Raw genomic sequence first — 24,505 nt, forward strand, 5'->3', positions numbered from 1 at the left:
AACGGAGGACAGGCCCATGAACCGCAGCGACGTTCTGATCATCGGCGCCGGTCCCACCGGGCTGGTGCTGGCCCTGTGGCTGAGCAAACTGGGCGTGCGCGTGCGGATCATCGACAAGGCCTCCGCGCCCGGTACCACGTCGCGAGCGCTGGCGGTGCAGGCGCGCACCCTCGAGTTGTACCGGCAACTGGACCTCGCCGACACCGTGGTGCGCAACGGCCATCGGGTGGCGGCGGCGAATTTCTGGGTCAACGGTAAACCGGTCGCGCAGTTGCCACTGAACCGCATCGGCGAAGGCCTGACGCCGTACGCGTTCGTCGAAATCTTCCCGCAGGATCAACACGAACGGCTGCTGATCGAGCGTCTTGAAGACTATGGGGTCACGGTCGAACGCGATACCACCCTGGAAAGCTTCGAGGAAACCGGCGACGGCCTCACCGCGCACTTGCGCCTGCCCGATGGCGAGCAGGAAATCTGCCAGGCCTGTTATCTGGCGGGATGTGATGGCGCCCGCTCAGTGGTGCGCAAAACCCTCGACACCGGTTTTCCCGGCGGCACCTATCAGCAGATTTTCTACGTCGCCGACGTCAAGGCCAGCGGCCCGGCTATGAACGGCGAGTTGCACCTGGATCTGGATGAGGCGGACTTCCTCGCCGTGTTTCCCCTGGCCGGCGAAGGCCGTGCCCGTCTGATCGGCACGGTGCGTGATGAGCGCGCGGATCGCGCCGAAAGCCTGGAATTCTCCGACGTCAGCAGCCGTGCCATCGAACATCTGAAAGTGCATATCGAAGACGTGCACTGGTTCTCGACCTACCGCGTGCATCACCGCGTGGCCGAGCATTTTCGCAGCGGTCGTGCGTTTCTGCTCGGCGATGCCGCGCATGTGCACAGCCCGGCGGGCGGTCAGGGCATGAACACCGGCATTGGCGACGCGATCAATCTGGCGTGGAAACTCGCCGCTGTGCTCAGCGGTGGCGCCGAACCAAGCCTGCTCGACAGCTACGAAACAGAACGCATTGCCTTCGCCCGCCGACTGGTGTCGACCACCGACAAAGTCTTCAGTTTTGTCACTGCCGAAGGACGCATGGCCGATCTGCTACGCATGCGTGTGGCACCGTTTCTGATCCCGAAAATGGCTTCGTTCGAGGCCAGTCGCGAGTTCCTTTTTCGCACCGTGTCACAAGTCACCCTCAACTATCGCGGCATGCCGCTGAGCCAGGGCGCCGCCGGCCACGTGCATGGCGGCGATCGCTTGCCGTGGGCGCATGATGGTGAGGGGGATAATTACGAACCGCTAAGGCAACCATGCTGGCAGGTGCACGTGTACGGCGACACCAGCGACGAAATGATCGCCTGGTGCAATGAACACCATTTACCGCTGCATGTGTTCGACTGGCGCCCGGCGTTTGACGCGGCAGGATTAGGGCGCAACGGTTTTTATCTGCTGCGCCCGGATACTTATGTGGCGATTGCCGAAAGCAGTGCGGATCCGAAAGTGATTGAACGCTACTTCCGCGATCACGGCATCCGCCCGTTCTTTGCCTGCCTCTGACCCAAGGAAACCACAAGAACCTGTGGGAGCTGGCTTGCCAGCGATAGCGGTGGATCAGTCAAGATTGATTTTGACTGTGCTGACGCTATCGCTGGCAAGCCAGCTCCCACAGGGTTGTGCGTTGGTCTTTAGATCCCGGCCAATGCCAGATCCATCGCAAAGTAAGTAAAGATCAAATCAGCACCCGCACGCTTGATCGCGCCCAGACTCTCTCGCACCACGCGATCCTCATCAATTGCCCCGGCCTGCGCGCCGAACTTGATCATCGCGTACTCGCCACTGACCTGATACGCCGCCAGCGGCAGGTTCGAGGCCTCACGAATGTCGCGGATGATGTCGAGGTAAGCGCCGGCCGGCTTGACCATCAGCGCATCGGCGCCTTCCTGCTCGTCGAGCAGCGATTCGCGCAGGGCTTCGCGGCGGTTCATCGGGTTCATCTGATAGCTTTTGCGGTCGCCTTTCAGCGCACTGCCACCGGCCTCGCGGAACGGGCCGTAGAGTGCCGAGGCGAACTTGGTCGAGTAAGCCATGATCGGAATCTGGGTGAAACCGGCGGCATCCAGCGCCTGACGAATCGCCCGCACTTGTCCATCCATCGCTGCTGACGGCGCGATCACGTCGGCACCAGCGCGGGCCGCCGCCACAGCTTGTTTGCCGAGGTTGATCAGGGTCTGGTCGTTGTCGACTTCATGGTTGTGCATCACGCCGCAGTGGCCGTGATCGGTGTATTCGCAGAAGCAGGTGTCGGACATCACGATCATCTCCGGCACAGCGTCCTTGGCGATGCGCGACATGCGCGAGACCAGACCATTCTCGCGCCAGGTATCGCTGCCGTTGCTGTCCAGATGATGCGACACGCCGAAGGTCATCACCGACTTGACGCCAGCACGGGCATAACGCTCGATTTCGCTGGCCAGTTTGCGCTCGGGAATGCGCATCACCCCGGGCATGCTCTTGATCGGCACGAAGTCATCGATTTCTTCTTCAACGAAAATCGGCAGGACCAGATCGTTCAGGCTGAATTCGGTTTCCTGGAACAGGCTGCGCAGGCTCGCATTGCGGCGCAGACGGCGGGGACGTGCTTCGGGGAACTGACTGGACATGGGGGCCTTTCCTGAAAACGGCAGATGAGACGAAAGTCGTAGGGGGCGAAGCTTATGCCTTGCGGGGCGCGCGGTACAAACCTGGATCAATCAAGAGTGCATTACCGGGCGGGTAACAATCTTTCAGAACACTGTAAATCCCTGTGGGAGCTGGCTTGCCAGCGATGGCGGTGGTTCAGTCAACATAGATGTCGACTGTACCGGCGTCATCGCTGGCAAGCCAGCTCCCACAAGGTTATGTGTATAGCCCGAAAATCATGAGGGGATGGTCAGGCCGCGAATGACCGCAGGGCGGGCGAGGAATCGCTCCAGTACGCGGGTGACATTCGGGAAGTTGCTGATGCCGACCAGATCACCGGCCTCATAAAACCCAATCAGGTTACGCACCCACGGAAACGTGGCGATATCGGCAATGGTGTAACGCTCGCCCATGATCCAGTCACGACCCTCGAGCCGGCCGTCGAGCACCTTGAGCAGACGCTTGCTTTCATCGACGTAACGATCACGCGGGCGCTTGTCCTCGTAATCCTTGCCAGCGAATTTGTTGAAGAAACCGAGCTGGCCGAACATTGGACCGATGCCGCCCATCTGGAACATCAGCCACTGGATGGTTTCGTAGCGCTGCGCACCTTCCTGCGCGAGCAACTGGCCGCTTTTGTCGGCCAGATAAATCAGGATCGCACCGGATTCGAACAGCGCCAGTGGCTGATCTTCGGGGCCATGCGGATCCAGGATCGCCGGGATCTTGTTGTTCGGGTTCAGCGAAAGGAACTCGGCAGACAATTGATCATTGCTGTCGAAAGCGACCTTGTGCGGTTCGTACGGCAGGCCGATCTCTTCGAGCATGATCGAGACTTTGACACCATTGGGCGTCGGCAAGGAATAGAGCTGAATCCAGTCAGGGTACTGCGCCGGCCATTTCTGGGTGATCGGGAACGCGGACAGATCGGTCATGGGAAGCATCCAGTCACAAATTAAAGCCTGATCATAATGTAGGCGCTGCGCAGGCAGCGATCTTTTGATCTTGAGCCTTTGCAGCCTGCAAAAAGATCACAGCCTGCGCCAGCGCCTACATGAACCCGTAACATCCTGTCGCTAACCTGCCACCAGGCCGCTGAACGTAGCCGTTAGAGTGCTGCGCACTCGGACGATCGAACCAATCGGCCCTCAGGGGACTCTGAGCTATGCCTTTGTTGCAGAGGAAGCCGTTCAAGACAGGGAAAACACCCGGTGCTGGGAGCCCGCGGTGTAAAGGTTTGTCAGCCTTAACCGAATTTGTTGAAGAACCTTTTATTTCATGACGATCCTTATGCGATTCGCCAAACGTTTCAAACACCGCGCATATGTGGCCCTGCCTTCCCTGCTGGCCGTCAGTGCGCTGTTCCTGTCGCTGGAGTCCAGCGAAAGCCGCGCGCAACCGGTGGACGGTACCCAGACGCTGGTGTTCCTGCGCCATGCGGAGAAACCCGAAGGTGGCCTCGGCCAGCTCAACTGTCAGGGCCTGAACCGCGCCATCGACCTGTCGACGCTGCTGCCGGAGAAATTCGGCAAGGCCGATTACGTGTTTGCCGCCAACCCGACGCGCAATGTCGAGGAAGGTGAGCTGGATAATTCCTACAGCTACATTCGCCCGCTGATGACCATCAGCCCCGCCGCGATCAAGCTCGGCCTGCCGGTGAACATCGAGTTCTCGGCCAACGACACCAGCGATCTGGCCCGCGAACTGCTGGAAGACAAGTATCACAACTCGACGATCTACACCGCCTGGTCCCACGGCTATCTGCCAGAGCTGATCAACAAGGTGGCGGGCAAAGCGGTCGGCGAGAAGCAGAACATCACCGAGGACTGGGCGGGCAACGATTTTGACTCGCTGTATGTACTGACCCTGACCTGGCACAACGGCAAGGCCAGTCTGCAGAGCCACAGCTACAAGCAGGGGCTGGATCATGGCAAGGAAACCTGCCCGACCTGAGTCATCTTCTGTCTGAACCGGCCCCATCGCTGGCAAGCCAGCTCCCACAGGGTTCTAGGGTGTACACAAAATCCATGTACATCCGCAATAACTGTGGGAGCTGGCTTGCCAGCGATGAGGCCAGCAAAAGCACTATCAATCCTTCTGATTCACCCGCTCACGCAGATACTCAAGCACCGCCCCACGCTCCCCGGCAAACTCGATCCGCCCGCCCTTCTTCTCGCGCTGAAACACATACATCGGGTCGTAATACTCACGCAGCAACCCTTCGATCCAGCCGCGATGCAAGTCCACCGCCCCACTCCGCCCCTGCTCGATCAACGCCTCTTCCATCAACAACAGCATTCGCCGATGACGCTCGCCGCCGAGGCGTTTTTGCACATTGTTGAGGCTTTCCAGCAAGCGTTCAGAAAACAACGTGAAGCCCTCTTCACCGTGCACAGCCGTAAATTCCGCAGACAGATCCACCACGTAATCACGCAGAATCCGCTCCACGCGATCGTCAAAACTGTCTTCCAGCCAGACCATCGGGTACTGCTGCATGCCCTGATACAGCGGCAGCGGCAAGGCGCAACTGCCGACCACCCGGCTCTCGTCCTCCAGCACGAACTGCGCAAACCCCGCGTCGCGTTTCTTGAGAATGTCGATGGCCAGGCGGTTTTCAAAATCGATGTTCGACGGCTGTCCGGTGGCGCGTTTGCCGAAGCTTGAGCCACGATGATTGGCGTGCCCTTCCAGGTCCAGGCCATTGCGCAACTGCACCAGCACTTCGGTCTTGCCAGTGCCGGTCATGCCGCCGAGCAGGACGAAATCACATTGCGCGATGGCCTGTTCAAGGGTGTCGATGAGGAAGTTGCGCATCGCTTTGTAACCACCGCCGATGCGCGGATAGTCGATGCCGGCCTCGTCACGCAGCCATTGCTGAGTGATCTGCGAGCGCAGGCCGCCACGAAAACAATACAGATAACCGTCAGGATGGGCGCGGGCAAAATCGGCCCAGGCCTGGATGCGCTCGGCCTTCACCGCGCCCGACACCAGTTGATGGCCCAGCTCGATGGCGGCCTGCTGGCCGTGTTGCTTGTAGCAGGTACCGATCTTCTGCCGTTCAACGTCGTTCATCAGCGGCAGATTGATCACGCCGGGGAACGCGCCCTTGTGAAATTCGACCGGTGCGCGGGCGTCCATCAACGGCCGGTCGTTGAGAAAAATGTCTCGGTAGTCAGTGCAGTCGCGGAGCATCAAATCACCTCGACTGCGTTCGTCTGTCGCTCAACCAGTTCGCCGATTGGCGCAAGGTTCAGACCCAGTTCGGCGGCAACAGCGAGGAATTCTTCATTGCCTTGCGGCGTCACCGCGATCAGCAGACCGCCACTGGTTTGCGGGTCGCAGAGCACGCGTTTGTGCAGTTCCTGCACGCGGCCCACCTTACTCGCATAGCTGTCGAAGTTGCGCAGCGTACCGCCGGGGACACAACCTTGATCGAGGTAATACTCGACGCTGTCCAGACGTGGCACACGGTCATAGGCGATGCGCGCGGTGAGCTGGCTGCCATCGGCCATTTCCACCAGATGCCCGAGCAGGCCGAAACCGGTAACGTCGGTCATCGCTGTAACGCCGGCGAGTTTGCCGAAGCGACTGCCGGGTTTGTTCAGGGTGCACATCCAGTCGCGGGCCACGCCGACGTCGGCCGGGCGCAACTTGCCCTTCTTCTCGGCGGTGGTGAGGATGCCGATGCCTAGCGGTTTGGTCAGGTACAACAGGCAACCGGCGGTGGCGGTGTCGTTGCGCTTCATATGGCGCTTCTCGACCAGACCGGTGACGGCGAGGCCGAAGATCGGCTCTGGCGCATCGATCGAATGCCCGCCTGCCAGTGGAATGCCCGCCGCGTCGCACACGGCACGGCCGCCGCGAATCACTTCACGCGCCACTTCCGGCGCCAGCACATTGACCGGCCAGCCGAGAATCGCGATGGCCATCAGCGGATCACCGCCCATCGCGTAGATGTCGCTGATCGCATTGGTCGCGGCGATGCGGCCGAAGTCGAACGGGTCATCGACGATCGGCATGAAAAAGTCGGTGGTCGAGACCACACCGCGCTCGGCATCGATCTCGTAGACCGCCGCGTCATCGCGCGAGGCGTTGCCGACCCACAGTTTCGGATCAAGGTTCTGCGCACCGCTGCCGGCCAGAATCACTTCCAGCACCTGCGGGGAAATCTTGCAGCCGCAACCGGCGCCGTGGCTGTATTGGGTCAGACGAATCGGCTCGCTCATGGGGGAGTCTCAGGCTGTTGATGGGGCCGATTCTAGCAGAGCACGCCGGGTCTATCCGATCGTCGATCGTTCCCACGCTCCGCGTGGGAATGCAGCCCGGGACGCTCCGCGTCCCTTCACGGAGCCGGAACGCGGAGCGTCCCTAGAGGCGTTACCACGCAGAGCGTGGGAACGATCATCTGGCGACAAGGCAAAAAAAAACCGCCCTTACGGGCGGCTAAAAGTGCTTCGCCCCTAAATCAGAAGCCCAGGCTGAAGCTGATGGTCATCGCATGGTCGTTGCTGTCGTTCGACAGTTGACCCGAGTAGCCGACGCCGAGTTTGCCGGTCGGGCTGATCTGGAAGTCGACCCCCGCTTCAACAATCGCGCTGTCCTTGGCGATCGGCACGCCCTGGGTGCTGAACGAGGCGCCGCCGTCGATGAAGGTCAGATCAGCGTCAGGCTTGGTGTCACCAAAGGCATGGCGCCAGCCGAGCGCCGCGCGCGGGGTGAATTGCCCGCCGTTGGCCAGGGTGATGACTTTGCCGGCGCGTACACCGAGGGTCGAGAAGGTGATGTCTTGATCGGCATCGGCTTCCAAGCGTCCTACTCCGCCTTTTTCCTTGGCTTTGTCGGTGTCGTAGTTGACGTAGGCCAGACCGGCGAACGGCTCGAGGGCAATGCCGCCCGCGTCGATGGCGTAACCGACTTCACCGAACACCTGGGCGCTGCGCGCGTCGTAGTTGGCTTTCAGACGGTCGTTGTAGCTGCCGACGCTGACGTTGCGTTTGGTTTCGATGTCGTGCCAGCTGTACGCGGCGCCGAGGCGCACTGCGAGTGCATCGAACTGCGAATTGAGGTACGCCGCCAGATGGTAGCTTTCAACGGTGGCATCCGAGCGACGATCATGCGCATCGAGATCGCTGCGGGTGTAACCGGCGGCCATGCCCACGCGCCACTGGTCATCGAGTTGCTTGTCGGTGCCGAGCATGAAGCCGCTGAGGTTACGGTCGAGTTTCGCCGCGTTGCTGTCGCCATCCGACTCACCCCACGCACCAAGAGCCCGCGCCCAGCCAACCATTTCGCCGTGGCAACCGTTGCTACTCAACTGGTTGTCACTTGGCGCCAGAGCACGGCGTGGATCATCCGCCGCGCTGCATGACGGTTGGCGCATGCGATCGTTGACTGCGTCACGCACATAACGCGAATCCTCAAGGATGGCACTGGCGGTGCTGGCGTGGATCTCACCGGACAGACTGTCGAAGGCATTGCGCGCACCGGCAACACTGAGGTTGACGATCTCGTTCTGCAACGCCGCACCGGCCGGGCCGTTGTTCGACAACGCGGTGGCGGTGCGGAACTGGTTACCAGTGGCGGCGACATCGGCGAACGAATTGCCATTGCGGCTGACCACCAGGTTCACCGCGTTGGCGTCATACACCAGTGCTGTGTTGAGGAACGCGTATTGCGGCAGGTCCGCAGCGCTGAAGGTGCCATTCACGCCACCGCCCGCCGTGATCAGCGAATACGTGGTGTTGCCGGTGAACGGTGCCAGCGAATTCACTTGCAAAGCGCCGCCCAAGGTTGCGGTGCCACCGACGGCCAGCGGTGTCGCGGTTGGCGAACTGACGGTCAGCGCCAGCACCCCGTCGCTCGCATTGGTCAGGTTACCGGCCACGCTCAGGGTTCCTGCTTCGGAGCCCGAGGCGACAACGCCATGGTTGACCACCGAGCCGACGCTGCCATTACCGCTCAGGCCGGCGCCGTTGGCCACGGTGACTTGCCCACCCAACGAAGCGCGCGCCGCACGGCTGCCGACTTGCAGCACGCCTTGATCGACCGCGACTGTGCCGCTGAACGGATTATCACCGGTCAACAGCAAGGTGCCGGTACCGCGTTTGAGCATCGCGCCAAGTCCGCGCAGCGATCCATTGAACTGACCATTGAAGTTCTGCAAGAAGAGCAGCGATGCGTTGTTGAGGATATTGCCCTGCAGGCTGGTGGTGTTACCGACCAGCGTACCGCCGCTGACCGTGGTGCCACCGCTGTAGGTGTTGGCGCCGCTCAATACCAGCGTGCCGGAATCGAGTTTTTCGATGCCGCCCGTGCCCACCAGCGGCGCGGAGATTTCTGCGCTCCCTCCGGCATTGACCCGCACCGGTGCGAGGCTGCCGTCCGTGCCGTTGACCGGGGTCAGCGTACCGCCAGCCCCTGGAACCAGGCTGTAGCCGCCGGAGAGGAATTGCAGGCCGGTGAAGTTCTGATTGCCCTGCACCGTAACCGTACCTGCCTGACCGCCGAACACCGCGAACTGACCATTTGAAGCCAGCGCCTGAGTACCACTCGGATCGGTCCAGTTGGTGTCCGGCCCCCACACACCGCTGCCGCCACCGATGCTGCCGTCCGGATTGGTGGTGCCACCGTTCCAGAACTGCACCTCACCCGGGGTGCCTTGCACCAGCAGGTTGATCTGATTGGCGATGGCGGTTTGCAGGGTCAGGTTGGCCGCCGACACCGGCAGGCTACCGTAGACCAGACCGTTGTCGATCAGGCTGCCGCCATAGCTGAACAGTTGATAAACCCCAGTGCCGAAACCGCCGGCGTTGCTGATGTTCAACGTACCGTCGAGGGTCAGGTTGCCGGCGACATTGACCACCGTGGTCGAACTGGCCGCCGAGCCGAGGCTGAAGTCCAGATTGGTCCCCGACGACAGTGCCAGCGAACCGACTGACAATGGCGTTGCCGTACCGCCACCCAGCAGCGTCGCGCCGCTGGCCAGTTGCACGGCACCCCCAAACTGGCCACCGCCGCCGATGCCCGCACCGCTGGCAACGTCGACATTGGCGCTGTTGAGCACGCCGTTGACGATCAGGTTGCCAGCCTGCACCGACGTGTTGCCAGTGAAGGTGTTGTTGCCAGTCAGCAGCAACTCTCCAGCCCCGGTTTTGTTCAGCGTGCCGGCACCGGTGAGGTTACCGGTGTAGCTGCCGTCGGCGTTTTGCTCGAAGGTCAGCGTTGCGTTGTTGACGATCGCACCTTGCAGGCTGCTGGTGTCACCGCGCGTCGTGCCGCCGTTCAGCGTGGTGCCACCGCTGTAAGTGTTAGCTCCACTGAGAACGAGATCACCGCTACCGTTTTTCAGCAGACTGCCGGTGCCGGTCACCGCACCGATCAATGTGGTGTTCTGATTACCGGCCAGGGTCAGTTGAGCGCCAAGGTTGATGGCATTGGCCAGTTGCAGCGCTGAAGTGCTATCGAGGGTGCCATTGCCGATCACATTGAGCGCACCGCTGCTGATCGCACTGTTGTTGCCAAGAACCAGCGTGCCGCCGGCGAGTTGAGTGCCGCCACTGAAAGTGTTGCTGCCGTTGAGGGTCAGGCTCGATGCGCCGGCCTTGATCAGGCTGCCGCTGCCGCTGACCACGCCGTCGAGGGTCAAGGCGTTGGAGCCGGCAACGGTCAAACCACCATTGACGACCACGTCGTTGCCCAGACTGACGGCCGCGTTGCTGTCCAGCGCCGTGCCGTCAGCAGCGGTCAACACACCAGTGCCGAGCGCCGCGTTGTTGCCAACCACGATTTTGCCGCCATTGAGCGCCGTGCCGCCGGTGTAGCCGTTGGCCGCGTTGAGCACCAGCGTACCGCTGTCGTATTTGCCCAGCGTGCCGCTGCCGTTGAGCGCGACACCGATGGTTGCCGTGGCGTTCGGGTCAACCCGCACCGTGGCATTGCCCAGTGAACCGTTGACCAGATTCAGCGAGCCCGCCGTGCCATTCACCAAGCTGTAGCCATCGGTGACGAACTGCAGGCCGGTAATGGTTTGCGCGCCGTTGACGGTCACCGTGCCGGCCGCACCCTGGAACACCGCGAAGCTGTTGGTCCAGGCCTGGTTGGTAGTGCCGTTGACGTCGGTCCAGTTGGTGGTGCCGGTGCCCCAGGTGCCGCTGCCGCCTTCGACCGAACCGTTGGCCACCAGTTGATTGCCGTCCCAGAACTGCACGGTGACGCCCGGTGCGGTGACCAGCAGGTTGATCTGATTGGCCAGCGCGGTTTGCAGTTGCAGATCGCCCGGGCTGACGCTACCCGGCAACGTGCCGAAGAGCATGCCGTTGTCGGTCAGGCCGCCGGTGTAGTCGATCAGGCGATACACACCGCTGCCGAAACCGCCGATGTCGCTGACATTGAGAGTGCCGTCGAGGGTCAGGTTGCCGCCAACGCTGACCAGCGCATTGCCGCCACCGGACACCGGTGTGCCAAGTCCGACGTCGAAGTTTGAGTTGCCGTTGAACACCAGCGAACTCACGTTCAGCGTACTGCCGGTGACGCCCGCCAGATGACCGCCATCGGCCACCGTCACGGCACCGGTCAAGGTGCCGCTGCCGCCGAGGGTGCCACCGTTGTTGACCAACACGTTGCCGCTGGTCAGCGAGCCGTTGACCTGCAAGGTGCCGGCGTTGACGCTGGTGTCGCCGGTCAGATCGCTGATGCCGCTGAGGGTCAGGGTGCCGCTGCCGAGTTTGCTCAGGCTGCCGTCACCGCTGAGGATGCCGGCGAAAGTGCTGCTGACGTTGTTGCCGCCAAGGCTCAACGTATTGCCCGTACCGATCAGCGCAGTGCCGCTGCCGGTTAGGCTGGCGAGGCTGCCCGAAGCACCGAGATTCAGCGCCGCGCCACCCGCGAGATTGACCGTAGCGTTGTTGCCCAGCGCTGCGCCACTCAGTGTGGTCAGGCTGCCGGACGCCACATCGAACGTGCCGCTGAAGGTATTGTTGCCACTCAGCGTGACGTCGGCCAGACCGTTTTTGCTCAACGTGCCGGCGCCGGCAATCACACCGCCAAGGGTCAGGTTGTTGTTGCCGGCCAGGGCCAGATTCGCGTTGACGTTGAGGTTGTTGGCCAGCACCAGTGGCGCGGAGTTATCGAGGGTGGAAGCGCCGGCCACGGTCAGCGCGCCACTGCCCAGCGACGCGCCTGTACCAAGGGTCAGCGTGCCGGCATTCAGCGTGGTACCGCCGGTGAAGGTGTTGATGCCGTTGAGGGTCAGGTTCGACGCGCCGTCCTTGATCAAGCCACCCGCGCCGCTGACCACACCCGCGAGGGTCAGATTGTTGCTGCCGGTGTTGCTCAGATTGGCATTGAGCACAACGTTGTTGCCCAGGCTCAGCGCGCTGTTGCTGTCCAGCGCCGAGGCGCCCGCCACGGTCAGGTTGCCCAGGCCCAGTGCCGAGTTGCTGCCGGCGGTCAGGGTGCCGGCGTTCAGGGTGGTGCCGCCGAGGAAGTTGTTGTTGCCGCTGAGGGTCAGGTTGGCCGCGCCGTTTTTGCTCAGGCTGCCGGCGCCGTTGACCGTACCGGCCAAGGTCAGATCCGCCGTGCCGCCGATGCCGAGATTGCCGGCCAGGTTGACCGCGTTGTTTACCGAAACCGCCGTGCTGGCATCCAGCGTCGTACCGCCCGCCGCGTTCAACGTGCCGGAGCCGAGCGCTGAGTTCGACGCCAGAATCAGTCCGCCGGCATTCAGCGCCACCGGGCCGAGGAAAGCGTTATTGCCGCCGAGGGTCAGATTGGCCGTGCCGGTTTTGATCAAGCCACCGGTGCCGCCAATCACGCCGTTGAGGGTCAACGCATTGCTGCCGACCACGGTGAGGTTGCCGTTGAGCGTCGCCGCGTTAGCCAGTGTCACCGCCGCGTTGCTGTCCAGTTGCGTACCGGCATTCGCCGTCAACGTTCCGGTGCCGAGTGCGGTGTTGCTGCCGACGATAATCTTGCCGCCATCCAGTTGCGTGCCGCCGGTATAGGTGTTGGCACCACCGAGCACCAAGGTGCCTGCATCGAGTTTATTGAGGATGCCGCTGCCATCGATATTGGCATTGATGGTCGCCGTCACGCCCGGATCGACGCGCAACGAAGTGGTGCCGCCGGTGCCGTTGACCGCCGTGAGTTGCCCCGCCGCACCGTTAACCACGTTGTAGCCATCGGTGAGGAATTGCATGCCGGTGAACGCTTGCGTGCCGTTCACCGTCACAGTGCCGGCGCTGCCCTGGAACACCGCGAAGTCGCCGGCCCACGGCTGGTTGACCAGACCGTTGGCATCGGTCCAGTTGGTGCCGACCGCATTCCACGTGCCACTGCCGCCATCGACCACACCGTTGGCAATGGTCTGGCTGCCGTCCCAGTAACGGATGTTGCTGTTCGGCGCGGAGACCTGAATGTTGATCTGATTGGCCACGCCGGTTTGCACCAGCAGATCGCCGAGGCCGTAGCCGACCGGCACGCTGGCGACGTCCAGACCGAGATTGGTCAGGCTGCCGGTGTAGTTGAACAAGCGATACACACCGACGCCGAAGCCGCCGGCATCGGTGACATTGAGATTGCCGTCGAGAGTCAGGTTGCCACCGACATTCATCAGCGATGAGGTCGACGGTGTGCCCAGTGCCACATCAACGTTACTGCCGGCGCCGAGAGTCAGAGCACTCGCCGACAAGGTGTTGCCCGACGACAACGCGAGATGCCCACCGTTGTTGATGTTGACCGCGCCGAGCGCAGAGCCGGTACCGGTCAGGGTGCCGCCGGTATTGACGTTGAGTTGAGCACTGCCCAGCGAGCCGCTGAGATCAACGGTGCCGCCATTGATCGCGGTGTTGCCGGTGATGCCGTTGATCCCGGTGAGGTTCAGCGTGCCAGTGCCGACTTTGACCAAGCCGCCGCTGCCGCTGAGATCACCGTCGAACGTACTGGTGACGTTGCCGCTGCCGACGGTCAGGGTGTTGCTGCCGGTCAGTTGCACACTGCCGCTGCCGGTCAGCGCGCCGAGGCTGGCGTCACTGCCCAGATTCAACCCGGCACCGGCACTGATGTTGACGCCGGAGGTGTTACCCAACGCGTTGGTATTGAGCGTGGTGACGCTGCCCGAGACGATATTCAGCGCGCCGGTGAAGGTGTTGTTGCCGGCCAGAGTCAGGTCAGACAAACCATTTTTGGTCAGGCTGCCGGCGCCGTCGATGATGCCGTTCAAGCTCAAATCGTTATTGCCGGCCACGGTCAGCCCAGCGTTCAAAGTAACCGCGTTACCAATGCCAAACGAAGCGCTGTTATCCAGCGTTGCCGCGCCACCGACGATTAATGCGCCGCTGCCCAGACCGTTGGCATTGCCCAGGGTCAGCGTACCGGCATTGAGCGTGGTGCCGCCGCTGAACGTGTTGTTGCCATTGAGGGTCAGGTTGGCCGCGCCGTCCTTGATCAACTGGCCGGTGCCGCTGGTCACGCCGCCGAGGGTCAGGTTCTGCGTACCGCCCACGGTCAGCGCCGCATTCAGCGCGACCGCGTTGTTGAGGCTGACCAGCGGCGAGTTGCTGTCCAGCGTCGCGGCGCCCGCGACGGTCAGCGCACCGGAACCCAGTGCCGAGCTGTTGCCGACGGTCAAGGTGCCGGCGTTCAGCGTGGTGCCGCCGGCGTAGTTGTTGGCGGCGTTGAGAATCAGATTGGCCGCGCCGTCTTTCACCAAACTGCCAACGCCGCTGACCAGACCGGTCAGGGTCATATTCGCCGTGCCGCCGATGTTCAAGGCACCAGCGAGTGCCACGGCATTGTTCAGGCTGACGGCCGTGTTGGCGTCCAGCGTGGTGTTGGCCGCCGCGTTCAACGTACCGGAACCCAGCGCGGTGTTGCTGCCGACGGTCAGTTTGCCGGTGTTCAACGCGGTGTTGCCAAAATAAGTGTTGGCGCCGTTGAGGGTCAGGTCGGCAGCGCCGTTCTTGGTCAGTCCTCCGATACCGGCGACCACGCCGCCGAGGGTCAGCGCATTGGAGCCACCCAGGGTCAGAGTGCCGGCGAGGTTGACGTTGTTGGCCAGGGTCGCGGCGGTGCTGGCATCCAGCGAGGTGCCGTTTGAGGCGTTCAGTGTGCCGGTCCCGAGGGCGGTGCTGGAACCGACAATCAGTGAACCGGCATTCAGCGCCGTGGTGCCGGTGTAAGTGTTGATGCCGTTGAGGGTCAGGCTGGATGCGCCGGTCTTGATTAAACCATTGCCGCCACTGATCACCCCGCCGAGGGTCAGCGCGTTGGCGCCGCCGGCGGTGAGGTTGGCGTTGAGAATCACGTTGTTGTTCAGGGTCACGGCCGAACTGCTGTTGAGCGTGCCCGCACCTTCCACCGACAAGGCGCCGGTGCCCAGTGCGGCGCCGTTACCGACCGTCAGGCTGCCGGCATTCAGCGTGGTGCCGCCGCTGTAGGTGTTGACGCCGCTGAGCGTGAGATTGGCCGCGCCGTTTTTCACCAGTTGGCTGGCGCCGCTGATCACCCCGCCAAGGGTCAGCGCGTTGCTGCCGCCAATGCCCAGGCTGTTGTTGAGAATGACCGCGTTGTTGAGTGTCACAGCGGAATTGCTGTCAAGGGTGGCCACGCCGCCGACGGTGATGTTGCCGCTGCCGAGCGCCGCGTTGGCGCCCGCGGTGATCGTGCCCGCGTTCAACGCGACCGCCCCGAGGAAGGTGTTGGCGCCATTGAGAATCAGGTTGGCCGCGCCGTTTTTGGTCAGCCCGCCGCTGCCGCTGACGATGCCGCCGAGGGTCAGGTTGGCGCTGCCGCCGACGTTCAGGTTGCCGCTGAGCGAAACGGCGTTAGTCAACGCAACGGCGGTGCTGGCGTCCAGCGTGGTACCGGCTGCCGTGGTCAAAGCCCCGGTGCCCAGCGCGGTGTTGGAGCCGACAATCAGCGTGCCGGCGTTGAGCGCGGTGCCGCCGGAGAACGTGTTGTTGCCGCTGAGGCTCAGGTTGGCGGTGCCGTTCTTGATCAGGTTACCCGCACCGCTGACGACGCCACTCAGGCCCAATGCCTGCGTGCCGCCAAGGGTCAGCGCCCCGGTCACTGCGACGGCGTTGGCCAACGTCACCGCCGCCGTCGCATCCAGCGTGGTCCCGGCGGCGGTATTCAGTGCGCCCGTGCCCAGCGCGGTGTTGCTGCCCACCAACAGGCTACCGGCATTGAGCAGCGTGTTGCCGCTGTTGCTGTTGTTGCCGGTCAACGTCAGGCTGGCACTGCCGGATTTGGTGATGCCGCCGGTGCCGGACAATACGCCGCCAAGGGTCAGGGCATTGCTGCCGAGCACGTTGAGCGCACCGGTCATGCCGATGTTATTGGCCAGCGTAACGTTGGTGGTGCTGTCCAGACTGGTGCCGGCGGCAGTGTTCAGCGCACCGCTGCCCAGCGAGTTGTTGTTGGTCACCAGCAGGCTGCCGGCGCTGAGGGTGGTGGTACCGGTGAACCCGGTGTTGACGCCGCTGACAGTCAGGCTGCCGCTGCCGGTTTTGGTCAAGCCACTGCTGCCGCTGATCAAACCACCGAGGGTCAGCGCGCCAGTGCCACCGGCGGTCAAGGTGCCGCCGAGGCTGATGGCGTTGGCCAGGCTGATGGTGCCCGGTGCGCTCAGCGTTGTCGCGCCGGTCACATTGAGCGTGCCAGTGCTGAACGCCTGATTGTTGCCCACCTGCACCGTGCCGCCGTTGAGCGTGGTGTTGCCCAGATAGGTGTTGGCGGCGCTGAGATTAAGCTGGCCGGTACCGGCCTTGGTGAAACCGCCGCTGCCGGAAATCACCCCACTCAGGGTGGTCGCGTTGCTGCCTTGTAGCGTGACGCCGGCGGCGCCGAGGGAGATCAGATTGCTGATGTTCAACCCGGCGTTGCTGGCCTGCAGAACCCCGCCGTTGGAGGTGAGCACACCGCTGCCGAAGGTGGCGTTGTTGTTGAAATTCGCGATACCGCCGTTGAGCGTGGTCGCGCCACTGACCAATGGCCCCTGCAAGGTCCAGGTGCCGCTGTTGAGGGTCAGGTTGTTGAAGTTGATGTAGGTGGCGCTCGATGCCGTGCCAGTCCCGGTGATACCACCGCCGACACCAGCCGGGTTTTGCAGGATCAGGCTGTTGGTGCCGCCCGCACCGCCATCCACCGTACCGGTCGGGGCGAAGGTCAAGTTGATGCCGATCAAACCGCCGAGGCCGACGCTGATCTGTACACCGTCACCGACGTTGACGCTGGAGCCGGTCACCGCCGTAAAGGTGTTGGTGCTCGCCGCGCCCATCGACACACCGCCGGTAATCGCACCGGCGTTGGTGAAGGTGTTGCCCGCCGCCGAGGTTTCGAACGCGATCCGGCCGTTGATCACACCGGTGCTGCTGTTGGTCATGTTGACCTGCGAACCACCGTAGACGCCGATCACCGGGGTATCCGCCAACGTGATGCCGCCGATCGAGAGTCCAGTCGAGCTGATGGTGCCGTTGTTGGTGATGCTGGTGGTGCCGGTTGCCGCGTTGTTAACCGAAAGGGCCAGGCCGTCGATGCTCGTCAGGTTCAGCCCCAGTAACATCCCGGTGCCCCGCATGATCGCGCCAGCGTTGTTGAGCACGCTGACCGTGCTGGTAGCGCCACTGCCGATGAATGCCCCGCCACTCAACACCGACACCAGACCGAGGACTGCCGGGTCGATGATGCCGGAGTTGTTCAGGGTGATGTCGACCCCCGTCAGGTCCATGACATGCCCGCCAAGGGTCGCGTTCATCTGCGCGCCGCTGTTGACGTTGACCGTCAGGTTGTTAGAGGCACTGGCGAAGTCGTTGGGAACCAGTGGCAGTGGCGGCACCCCCGTACACGTCACGATTGAACCGGCCGTGGAGCACGTGGCCAACGCAGGTGCGCTGACCCCGCCCAACAGCAGCCCGGCGACGCTCAAGTGCACAGCAAGGGAAAGAGGGGAAAAACGCGAAACGAGGGCGACACCAAACCTTGCTTCCACGGGCTACTCCTTGTCGTGGCCAATTTCTTCCTTGAGGGCGCGCAGAACCGTGCTTATTCCACACGCGAATCAAGACTGCGACGGTCATCACAAAACCGCGTTATTGGGGACAACGCTAGTAGACGCCCGGCAATGGGGCACGGATTAAATGGTGTTAATACTTTAATACTAGAGGGGTCTGGAATCAGCGTTTCAGCCCGTATCCATGGGCCTTCAGCCTGTCGCAGAACCTGTAGGAGTGAGCCTGCTCGCGATGGCGGTGTGTCAGTCAGCCCACGTTTTATTGATAAACCGCTATCGCGAGCAGGCTCACTCCTACAGGGGTTTTGCGGTGAGCAGGCATACCTGATCAGTCCGTCAGTTAAATTTGCGAATTCATCGATATTTCAGAGCATTGAGAAAACTGGTACGCCTTGTGCAAACGTTTGCGTAACGTCAATACCAACGTTTTCGTAACAAAACCGTACAAGCCCACGGAACACGGGCCTCGATCCGCAAAAAAAGGACTTTGAATGCCCATCGCATGCCCTTTTCGCGCACCGTTTGCGCGCACGCTCGCTGTTTCCCTGCTACTGACCGGCGTTACCGGAGTTCTCAGCCACAGCGTTCTGGCGCAACCGGCGCCAGTCGAAGAATCCGCCCAGGGCGAAGCCCTCAGCCCCGAAGCCAGCCCGCCAAAAAAAGGCGCCTATCTGTCGGACTGGTACAACCAGGACCTGATGCTGATCGGCAGCAAAGACATCAGCTTCGGCCCGCAACCGGCCGACGACATCTATCTGGAATACGAGTACTTCGGCCGCAAAGGCCCGTTCGAGTTGTACGGCTACATCGACATTCCGAAGATCTTCAACATCGGCAACAGCCACGACAAAGGCGTGTGGGATCACGGCTCGCCGGTGTTCATGGAGCACGAACCGCGCATTTCCATCGACTACCTCGCCGGCCGCAGCCTGGCCATCGGCCCGTTCAAGGAATGGTATGTGGCGTTCGACTGGATCTATGACCACGGCAGCCGCAAAGAGAACCGCGCCAACACCCTCTACAGCGGTTTCGGCACCGACATCGACACCCATTCGCGGGTCAATCTGTCGGCCAACCTCTACGGTCGCTATCAGTGGGAAAACTACGGCGCGAGCAACGAATATTCCTGGGACGGCTACCGTGCACAGCTCAAGTACATCGTGCCGATCGATAAATTCAGCAACGGCGCCTCATTGACCTACATCGGCTTCACCAACTTCGATTTCGGCTCGGACATCCATAAGGACAACCCCGCGCGCACCGCCAATGCGACGGTGGCGACCAACGTCCTGCTCTACTCGTTCACGCACTTGCGCTTCACCCTGGTCGGCCGTTATTTCCACAACGGCGGCAACTGGGAAGACGGTAGCGAGCTGAATTTTGGCGACGGTAATTTCCGCGCGCGTTCCAACGGCTGGGGTTACTACGCCGGCGTCGGTTATCAGTTCTGAATCAAGGAGTTTTCCATGCAAGCAATGATGCGTTTGACCCTGGCCGGTGCGGCCGTGCTCTCCTCCACCGCGTGGGCCGCCGAAGCACCGATGCAACCGAAAGTCGTGCTGATCACCATGTTCGCCCCCGAGGCGCAGCATTGGATCGATCGCCTGGAACTGAAGCAGGAAATCCGCGTGCCGGGCCTGTCCGCCGAGTACCCGAGCATCCGCTGCAACACCCAGCAGGTGTGCCTGCTGACCACCGGCATGGGCCAGACCAACGCCGCCGCCTCGACATTGGCGTTGGCGCTGTCGCCGAAATTCGACCTGCGCAAAAGTTACTTCCTGATCGCCGGTATCGCCGGCGTCAGCCCGAAACACGGGACTATCGGCACCGCCGCGTGGGCGCATTATCTGGTGGAGTTCGGCACGCAATGGGAGATCGATTCGCGCGATGCGCCGTCGAGTTGGCCGACCGGCTACCTGGGCATCAACACCAAAGGCCCGAACGAAAAACCACCGTTGGACTACAAGACCGAAGTCTTTGAACTCAACCCGAAACTGCAGGCCAAGGCGTTCGCCCTGAGCCACAAGGTTGAGCTGAGCGAAAGCAAGGAATCCGCCGCGTGGCGCCTGAAATACCCGTCGGCCCCGGCCAATCAACCACCGGTGGTGACCCGTTGCGACACACTGGCCGGCAACACCTGGTTCTCCGGCACGCGCCTGAGCGAACGGGCCGAGGTCTGGACCAAGTTGTTGACCGATAACAAGGGCGAATACTGCACGACGCAGCAGGAAGACAACTCGACCTATGAGGCCTTGCTGCGTGCAAGCCGTGAAGGTCTGGTCGACGTGCAACGTCTGGCTGTGGTGCGTGCCGGCTCCGACTTTGACCGTCCTGAGCCGGGCGGCAGTGAAGTGGACAACCTGCTCAAGTACGCCGATCAGGGCGGCTTCGTACCGGCGCTGGAAAACCTCTATCGCGCGGGGAATCCGCTGGTGCAGGACATACTGAAAAACTGGTCGGCGTGGGAAAACGGCGTCCCGCAATCCTGAGCCCGACACCGATCTACTGTAGGAGTGAGCCTGCTCGCGATCGCGGTGTGTCAGTTGATACATGGGTGACTGATACACCGCAATCGCGAGCAGGCTCACTCCTACAGGGGTTTTGCGGTGTATCAGGGAATTAGGATGACCTTGTCACCGCTGCCCTGATTCACATCGGCGTAGCGCGCGAAACCTTCGGCCAACGGCGCCTCGACCAACCCTTGCGGCAACGGCAACAACCCTTCATCAAAGAACCGCCCGAACTGCTCGAGCATCGCCGCACACGCTTCAACGCCATACAACAACGAATTGATCCCGACCACCGAACCGCCCTTGCGATACAGCGCCAGTGCCGGCAGTTGCACATGCCCGTCCACCGGCGCGGCGATGATCGCGATCCGGCCGAAGGTGGCCAATGCCGCCACCGACGCTGGCAACCAGAAACCGGTGGTGTCGAAGATCACATCGGCGCCGCCGCGATACACCGCATTGACTTGCGCACTGAGGTCTTCGGGTTTATCCAGCTGAATCGTCTGATAACCCTGCGCCTGCAACTCCGCCACCTGCTCCGGGCGCCGCGCCGCCGCGAGCAACTGCGCGCCGCGCACTTTCGCCAGCGCCAAAGCAGCGGTGGCCACCGCACCGCCACCGATCACCAGCAAACGTGTTTCAGCCGTTACCAGACTGCGTTCCAAAGCATCCCACGCCGTCGTGTACGGCACGCCGAGGCTGGCGGCTTGGGTGTAACTCAGATGCGAAGGTTTGTGCGCCACACCATTGGCCGGCAGTTTGACGAACTGCGCATGGGAGCCGTCGGCAAAAAAGCCCAGCTCACGACCAGTGCCCCAGACTTCCTGACCGATCAAGGCCTGCGGGCCTTCGACAACGACACCGGCAAAATCCCGACCGGGAATCCGTGGCAGCGTGGTGTAGGGGAAACGACCCAGGACGTTTTTCACATCGCTGGGATTCAGCCCGGCAGCCTTGATCTGCACCAGCACTTCGTCAGCGCCGGGTACCGGGGTCGGCACCTCGACGTAACGCAGGGCAGACAGATCGCCGGTTTTATCGAATTGCAGTGCTTTCATGGGGACATCCACCGAAGGAAAAGAGGGATTTCAGGACAGCCAGCCCGCGACCAGTTGCCGGCCCATCGGCCACAACTGCTCACCGGCCAACATGCCGAGTAAACCGACCAGCGCGATAGCCGGTGGCGCCGGAGAACGGAAATCCAGCGCGCCGTACAACAGACCGACGCCCAGACCGATGGCTAGCGAAATCAGGTAATTCATGGGGAGGAACTCCGCCCGTGGAAAGGAATGGGCAAAGTTTAGGGAGTCGGCGAGGTTGGCATCGGCCAAGGACTTCTGAATTTCGGACAAACCAACCACAGTCACCACAAAACCCTGTGGGAGCTGGCTTGCCAGCGATGAGGCCTATACATCCGATCCTCATCGGCTGACACACCGCTATCGCTGGCAAGCCAGCTCCCACAAGGTTCTGTGTAGGTTCAGGATATAGCGTCGTTACAGAGTGAATTGCGAAGGGGCGACGCCCAGTTCGCGACGAAACATGTCGCTGAAGCTACTGGGTGAATAGCCGAGCTCCCGGGCAATCACACTCACCGCCACGCCCTGAATCAACTCCGCCACCGCCGTCGCCAGTTGTACCTGCCGCCGCCACTCGGCGAAGCCCATGCCGAGGCTGTCCTTGAACAACCGCGCCAGCGTGCGCACGCTGGCCCCGGCATTTGCCGCGTGCTGCTCGAACGGAATCTCCAGCGACGGCGCTGCCATTACCGCTTGGCACAGGTTCATCAAACGCCGATCGGAATCATCCGGCATCGGGATCTTCAACTGTGAACGCCTAGCGCGTTTCAGTTCCAGCAAGGCCAGCCCGACCAACGCCTCGTAGTAGGCCGGTTCACCGCTGTCGCCCTGCTCCACCAGCCCGACAATCAACTCGCGCAACAAACCACCGACCTCGATCACCTGCACCGTCTGATCCAGCGTCGCCGCCAGCGCCGGACGCAGGTAGATATTGCGCATCTGCAAATCCGACACCACCCGAATCCCGTGCGGCACCCCCGGCGGCAACCACACCGCGCGCTGCGGCGGCACCACCAGCGCCTCGTGCGGGGTCTCGACCCACATCACCCCGCTCATCGCATACAGCAACTGACCCCAGACATGCTCATGCGGCTCGATAAACAAGCCGCGCGGATACGTGCGTGCGAGCGGTTGCACGGGCACATCGGTATCGCTGAGATCGGGCGGTGCGGCAAGGGCCATGGCGAGCATTCATTGGGGTTGGCGGGGAAACCATGGTAACCAGTGCGCCACGGCGTCGCCAACGATAGAGACCGTCGGACAATCCGAATGAATTTTCCCGGTGCGCCGCGATCCCTCTAATACTACAGGGAGGAATACGGGCTTTATGAACAACGCAAAACTCTATGTCATCGAATACACCCTCCACGGCACGCCCAAGTCCTTCATTATCCGCTCGGACAAGATGGACAATGTCGAGGCGTGGCACTGGGCGAGCTGCGACGCCGGCGTCGGTCGCATCCCGCGCTTTGGCCGTGAGAAGGTGCAGAAGACCAGCAAGCCGATGGCAGAAAAATTCGGCGTGGAAAACGTCGTGTGGCGACCGACCAGCTAAGCTCAGCCTGGTGATCGGCATCATTCGGGGGAATGCACCATGACCAACATCAACAGCCCGGCACATCTGGACTATGGCCTTGATACGTTGTTCGGGCGTATCACCAAAAGTGTGGACTGCCGCGTTGGGCTGGAGGCGGTCGTAGATGATCCGTTTCGCTTCGCGTTGCGAGTGCCGGCACCGCTGCCGGAAGACCTTGATCAAGCGAAAACCGTCGTGGTCAGGGTTGAGGGGCGAAGGCTGCAGGGCACGGTGCGGCATACCGAACGGATGGACGATGAAAGTCTGAAACTGGAAGTGGAGCCTGATTAGGCTCCACTTTTTTATGCGTCGTTCGTCATCCGTGGGCGCATTTACAGCCCTTGGTTGAACACTCTTCGCCACTCTTGTGGTGGTGAGCGCAGGCTTCACAGCAATAGTGTTTGCCGTGGACGGCGTAGGCATGATCGCCTTCCTTGATCGTGCATTTGCAGTTGGGGCAGTCGCATTTTCTATCGGGCATGGGACAGACTCCTTGGGTGGGGGTTGTCTGGGGCTTGAAGGGCAAGCCCTAACACCCAGTGTAGGAGCTGCGGCAGGCTGCGATCTTTTGATTTTGTTTGGGATTGGGATTGGGGGCATATCCGTTGCTGCGGGTGTTGCCGCTGGCGGTTTCGCTCTTACAGCGACTCACTTTTCCAGACGCCGAAAAGTAAGCAAAAGGCTTTGCCCCTGGCGTACGGCACTTCGCTGAGGCTCAGTGTTCCCTCGCTACGGTGTCCATCAGGGGGCATCGCCTACGGTTTGCTTCGCTGCACCTCCTCTCGATGAATGCGGCTGCGCCGCACGGCGCTGCGCGCCTACCCCCGGATGAACACCTCCGCTCGGCCTGCCGATGGGGCAAAAGATCAAAAGCCGAAACAAGATCAAAAGCTAGATCAAGAGCCCCTCACCCTAGCCCTCTCCCAGAGGGAGAGGGGACTGATTGAGGTGTTTGGGAGAGCTACGCCGACGTGCGATACCCCGCTGAACTCAGGCTCTGAAAAGCAAACAAATCGGCCCATCACCCTCAAAGAAAAAGAGGGACTAACTGAGGTATTTGAGAGAGCTACGCCGACTTGCGATACCGCGTTGAACTCAGATTCTGAAAGGCTCACAAATCAGCCCCCTATCCCTGAAGGAGAGAGGACTGATCGAGATGATTGAGCGAGCTACGCCGACTTGCGATACCGCGTTGAACTCAGATTTTGAAAAGCCCACAAATCGGCTCCCTCTCCCTGAAGGAGAGAGGACTGATCGAGATGATTGAGCGAGCTACGCCGACTTGCGATACCGCGTTGAACTCAGATTTTGAAAGCCCACAAATCGGCTCCCTCTCCCTCGGGAGAGGGCTGGGGTGAGGGGTGAATCCAACACCAATCCAAAGCCGAGCACGCTGTTGCTCCTCACCACTCAACAGGATGAGCGTTAGCTCGGCTGCAGCTTTTGATCTGTAAAGCGACGTCGGAAGGCTGAGTGGAGGGATTGATCCGGGCGTGGGAGCGCAGCGACCGTTTGGCGCAGCCAAACACAGCGGGAGTAGGTGCAGCGGAGCAAACCGGAGACGCTGCGCCCGGATCGATCCCGCAGCGAAGGAACCCCGAGCCCCAGCGAGTGGGCCGCACGCAGGAGCAAGCGTTTTTTTGCTTACTTTTTTTA

General features: G+C 61.8%; 15 protein-coding genes. 6 read left to right on the forward strand and 9 right to left on the reverse strand.

Translation table 11 applies throughout. From position 1 onward, the window contains the following. Positions 1 to 16 precede the first annotated feature (16 nt). Positions 17 to 1,552 carry an FAD-dependent oxidoreductase gene (locus J0G10_RS20000; RefSeq protein ID WP_095124425.1) on the forward strand — a complete coding sequence of 512 codons (1,536 nt, stop codon included), beginning with the start codon at positions 17 to 19 and terminating at the stop codon, positions 1,550 to 1,552. A 128-nt stretch (positions 1,553 to 1,680) separates the two neighbouring features. Here the strand turns inward: J0G10_RS20000 and hemB are convergent, their stop codons facing one another. Both hemB and J0G10_RS20010 read right to left on the reverse strand, forming a co-directional pair. After that, positions 1,681 to 2,655 carry a porphobilinogen synthase gene (gene hemB, locus J0G10_RS20005; protein ID WP_095051006.1) on the reverse strand — a complete coding sequence of 325 codons (975 nt, stop codon included), beginning with the start codon at positions 2,653 to 2,655 and terminating at the stop codon, positions 1,681 to 1,683. A 255-nt stretch (positions 2,656 to 2,910) separates the two neighbouring features. Next, a complete protein-coding gene (locus J0G10_RS20010) occupies positions 2,911 to 3,609 on the reverse strand; it encodes a glutathione binding-like protein (RefSeq protein WP_093433898.1) in 699 nt (232 codons plus the stop codon). A 343-nt stretch (positions 3,610 to 3,952) separates the two neighbouring features. On the opposite strand from J0G10_RS20010, the gene J0G10_RS20015 reads away from it, so the two are divergent. Continuing rightward, complete coding sequence (locus J0G10_RS20015) at positions 3,953 to 4,627, forward strand: hypothetical protein (protein WP_007918234.1); 675 nt, start codon at positions 3,953 to 3,955, stop codon at positions 4,625 to 4,627. Positions 4,628 to 4,762: 135 nt separating this feature from the next. Here J0G10_RS20015 and mnmH read toward each other — a convergent pair whose 3' ends face one another. The 3 genes from mnmH to J0G10_RS20030 all read right to left on the reverse strand — a co-directional run bounded on the left by mnmH (position 4,763) and on the right by J0G10_RS20030 (position 17,663). Beyond that, entirely contained in the window at positions 4,763 to 5,866 is a 1,104-nt protein-coding gene (gene mnmH, locus J0G10_RS20020) for a tRNA 2-selenouridine(34) synthase MnmH (RefSeq protein WP_220556540.1), read from the reverse strand. Further along, positions 5,866 to 6,900, reverse strand: coding sequence for a selenide, water dikinase SelD (gene selD / locus J0G10_RS20025; protein ID WP_095124423.1), 1,035 nt, complete (start codon positions 6,898 to 6,900; stop codon positions 5,866 to 5,868). The genes mnmH and selD overlap by 1 nt, the downstream gene beginning before the upstream one ends. A 239-nt stretch (positions 6,901 to 7,139) precedes the next feature. Continuing rightward, entirely contained in the window at positions 7,140 to 17,663 is a 10,524-nt protein-coding gene (locus J0G10_RS20030) for an autotransporter-associated beta strand repeat-containing protein (protein ID WP_220556541.1), read from the reverse strand. A gap of 512 nt (positions 17,664 to 18,175) precedes the next feature. Here J0G10_RS20030 and J0G10_RS20035 point away from each other — a divergent pair. Both J0G10_RS20035 and J0G10_RS20040 read left to right on the forward strand, forming a co-directional pair. Next, positions 18,176 to 19,135 (forward strand): nucleoside-specific channel-forming protein Tsx, encoded by a 960-nt coding sequence (locus J0G10_RS20035; protein ID WP_220556542.1) that lies wholly within the window; start codon positions 18,176 to 18,178, stop codon positions 19,133 to 19,135. A gap of 15 nt (positions 19,136 to 19,150) precedes the next feature. Next, the gene (locus tag J0G10_RS20040; RefSeq protein WP_220556543.1) at positions 19,151 to 20,173 is read left to right on the forward strand and encodes a purine-nucleoside phosphorylase; all 1,023 of its coding nucleotides are present in this window, start codon (positions 19,151 to 19,153) and stop codon (positions 20,171 to 20,173) included. 122 nt (positions 20,174 to 20,295) lie between these two features. Here the strand turns inward: J0G10_RS20040 and J0G10_RS20045 are convergent, their stop codons facing one another. The 3 genes from J0G10_RS20045 to J0G10_RS20055 all read right to left on the reverse strand — a co-directional run bounded on the left by J0G10_RS20045 (position 20,296) and on the right by J0G10_RS20055 (position 22,464). Next, entirely contained in the window at positions 20,296 to 21,252 is a 957-nt protein-coding gene (locus tag J0G10_RS20045) for a quinone oxidoreductase family protein (RefSeq protein ID WP_220556544.1), read from the reverse strand. A gap of 30 nt (positions 21,253 to 21,282) precedes the next feature. Then, a complete protein-coding gene (locus tag J0G10_RS20050) occupies positions 21,283 to 21,456 on the reverse strand; it encodes a DUF1427 family protein (protein ID WP_007969534.1) in 174 nt (57 codons plus the stop codon). A gap of 234 nt (positions 21,457 to 21,690) precedes the next feature. After that, positions 21,691 to 22,464 carry an AraC family transcriptional regulator gene (locus J0G10_RS20055; RefSeq protein WP_220556545.1) on the reverse strand — a complete coding sequence of 258 codons (774 nt, stop codon included), beginning with the start codon at positions 22,462 to 22,464 and terminating at the stop codon, positions 21,691 to 21,693. 136 nt (positions 22,465 to 22,600) lie between these two features. Between J0G10_RS20055 and J0G10_RS20060 the strand changes: the two genes are divergently transcribed. Further along, the gene (locus J0G10_RS20060; protein ID WP_093433873.1) at positions 22,601 to 22,828 is read left to right on the forward strand and encodes a DUF6555 family protein; all 228 of its coding nucleotides are present in this window, start codon (positions 22,601 to 22,603) and stop codon (positions 22,826 to 22,828) included. Positions 22,829 to 22,867: 39 nt separating this feature from the next. Beyond that, a complete protein-coding gene (locus J0G10_RS20065; RefSeq protein WP_095050997.1) occupies positions 22,868 to 23,140 on the forward strand; it encodes a hypothetical protein in 273 nt (90 codons plus the stop codon). Between the two features lie 25 nt (positions 23,141 to 23,165). Here J0G10_RS20065 and J0G10_RS20070 read toward each other — a convergent pair whose 3' ends face one another. Then, positions 23,166 to 23,330: a metallothionein gene (locus tag J0G10_RS20070; RefSeq protein WP_077573617.1), complete on the reverse strand. Its 165-nt coding sequence runs from the start codon at positions 23,328 to 23,330 to the stop codon at positions 23,166 to 23,168. Between the last annotated feature and the right edge of the window lie 1,175 nt (positions 23,331 to 24,505).

It is taken from the genome of Pseudomonas germanica (assembly GCF_019614655.1).
In the GTDB taxonomy this organism is placed as follows: domain Bacteria; phylum Pseudomonadota; class Gammaproteobacteria; order Pseudomonadales; family Pseudomonadaceae; genus Aquipseudomonas; species Aquipseudomonas neuropathica.

Coding starts and splice junctions, on each gene's coding strand:
- J0G10_RS20000 (WP_095124425.1), top strand. CDS start 17: ATGAACCGCAGCGACGTTCTGATCATCGGCGCCGGTCCCACCGGGCTG.
- hemB (WP_095051006.1), bottom strand. CDS start 2,655: ATGTCCAGTCAGTTCCCCGAAGCACGTCCCCGCCGTCTGCGCCGCAAT.
- J0G10_RS20010 (WP_093433898.1), bottom strand. CDS start 3,609: ATGACCGATCTGTCCGCGTTCCCGATCACCCAGAAATGGCCGGCGCAG.
- J0G10_RS20015 (WP_007918234.1), top strand. CDS start 3,953: ATGACGATCCTTATGCGATTCGCCAAACGTTTCAAACACCGCGCATAT.
- mnmH (WP_220556540.1), bottom strand. CDS start 5,866: ATGCTCCGCGACTGCACTGACTACCGAGACATTTTTCTCAACGACCGG.
- selD (WP_095124423.1), bottom strand. CDS start 6,900: ATGAGCGAGCCGATTCGTCTGACCCAATACAGCCACGGCGCCGGTTGC.
- J0G10_RS20035 (WP_220556542.1), top strand. CDS start 18,176: ATGCCCATCGCATGCCCTTTTCGCGCACCGTTTGCGCGCACGCTCGCT.
- J0G10_RS20040 (WP_220556543.1), top strand. CDS start 19,151: ATGCAAGCAATGATGCGTTTGACCCTGGCCGGTGCGGCCGTGCTCTCC.
- J0G10_RS20045 (WP_220556544.1), bottom strand. CDS start 21,252: ATGAAAGCACTGCAATTCGATAAAACCGGCGATCTGTCTGCCCTGCGT.
- J0G10_RS20050 (WP_007969534.1), bottom strand. CDS start 21,456: ATGAATTACCTGATTTCGCTAGCCATCGGTCTGGGCGTCGGTCTGTTG.
- J0G10_RS20055 (WP_220556545.1), bottom strand. CDS start 22,464: ATGCTCGCCATGGCCCTTGCCGCACCGCCCGATCTCAGCGATACCGAT.
- J0G10_RS20060 (WP_093433873.1), top strand. CDS start 22,601: ATGAACAACGCAAAACTCTATGTCATCGAATACACCCTCCACGGCACG.
- J0G10_RS20065 (WP_095050997.1), top strand. CDS start 22,868: ATGACCAACATCAACAGCCCGGCACATCTGGACTATGGCCTTGATACG.
- J0G10_RS20070 (WP_077573617.1), bottom strand. CDS start 23,330: ATGCCCGATAGAAAATGCGACTGCCCCAACTGCAAATGCACGATCAAG.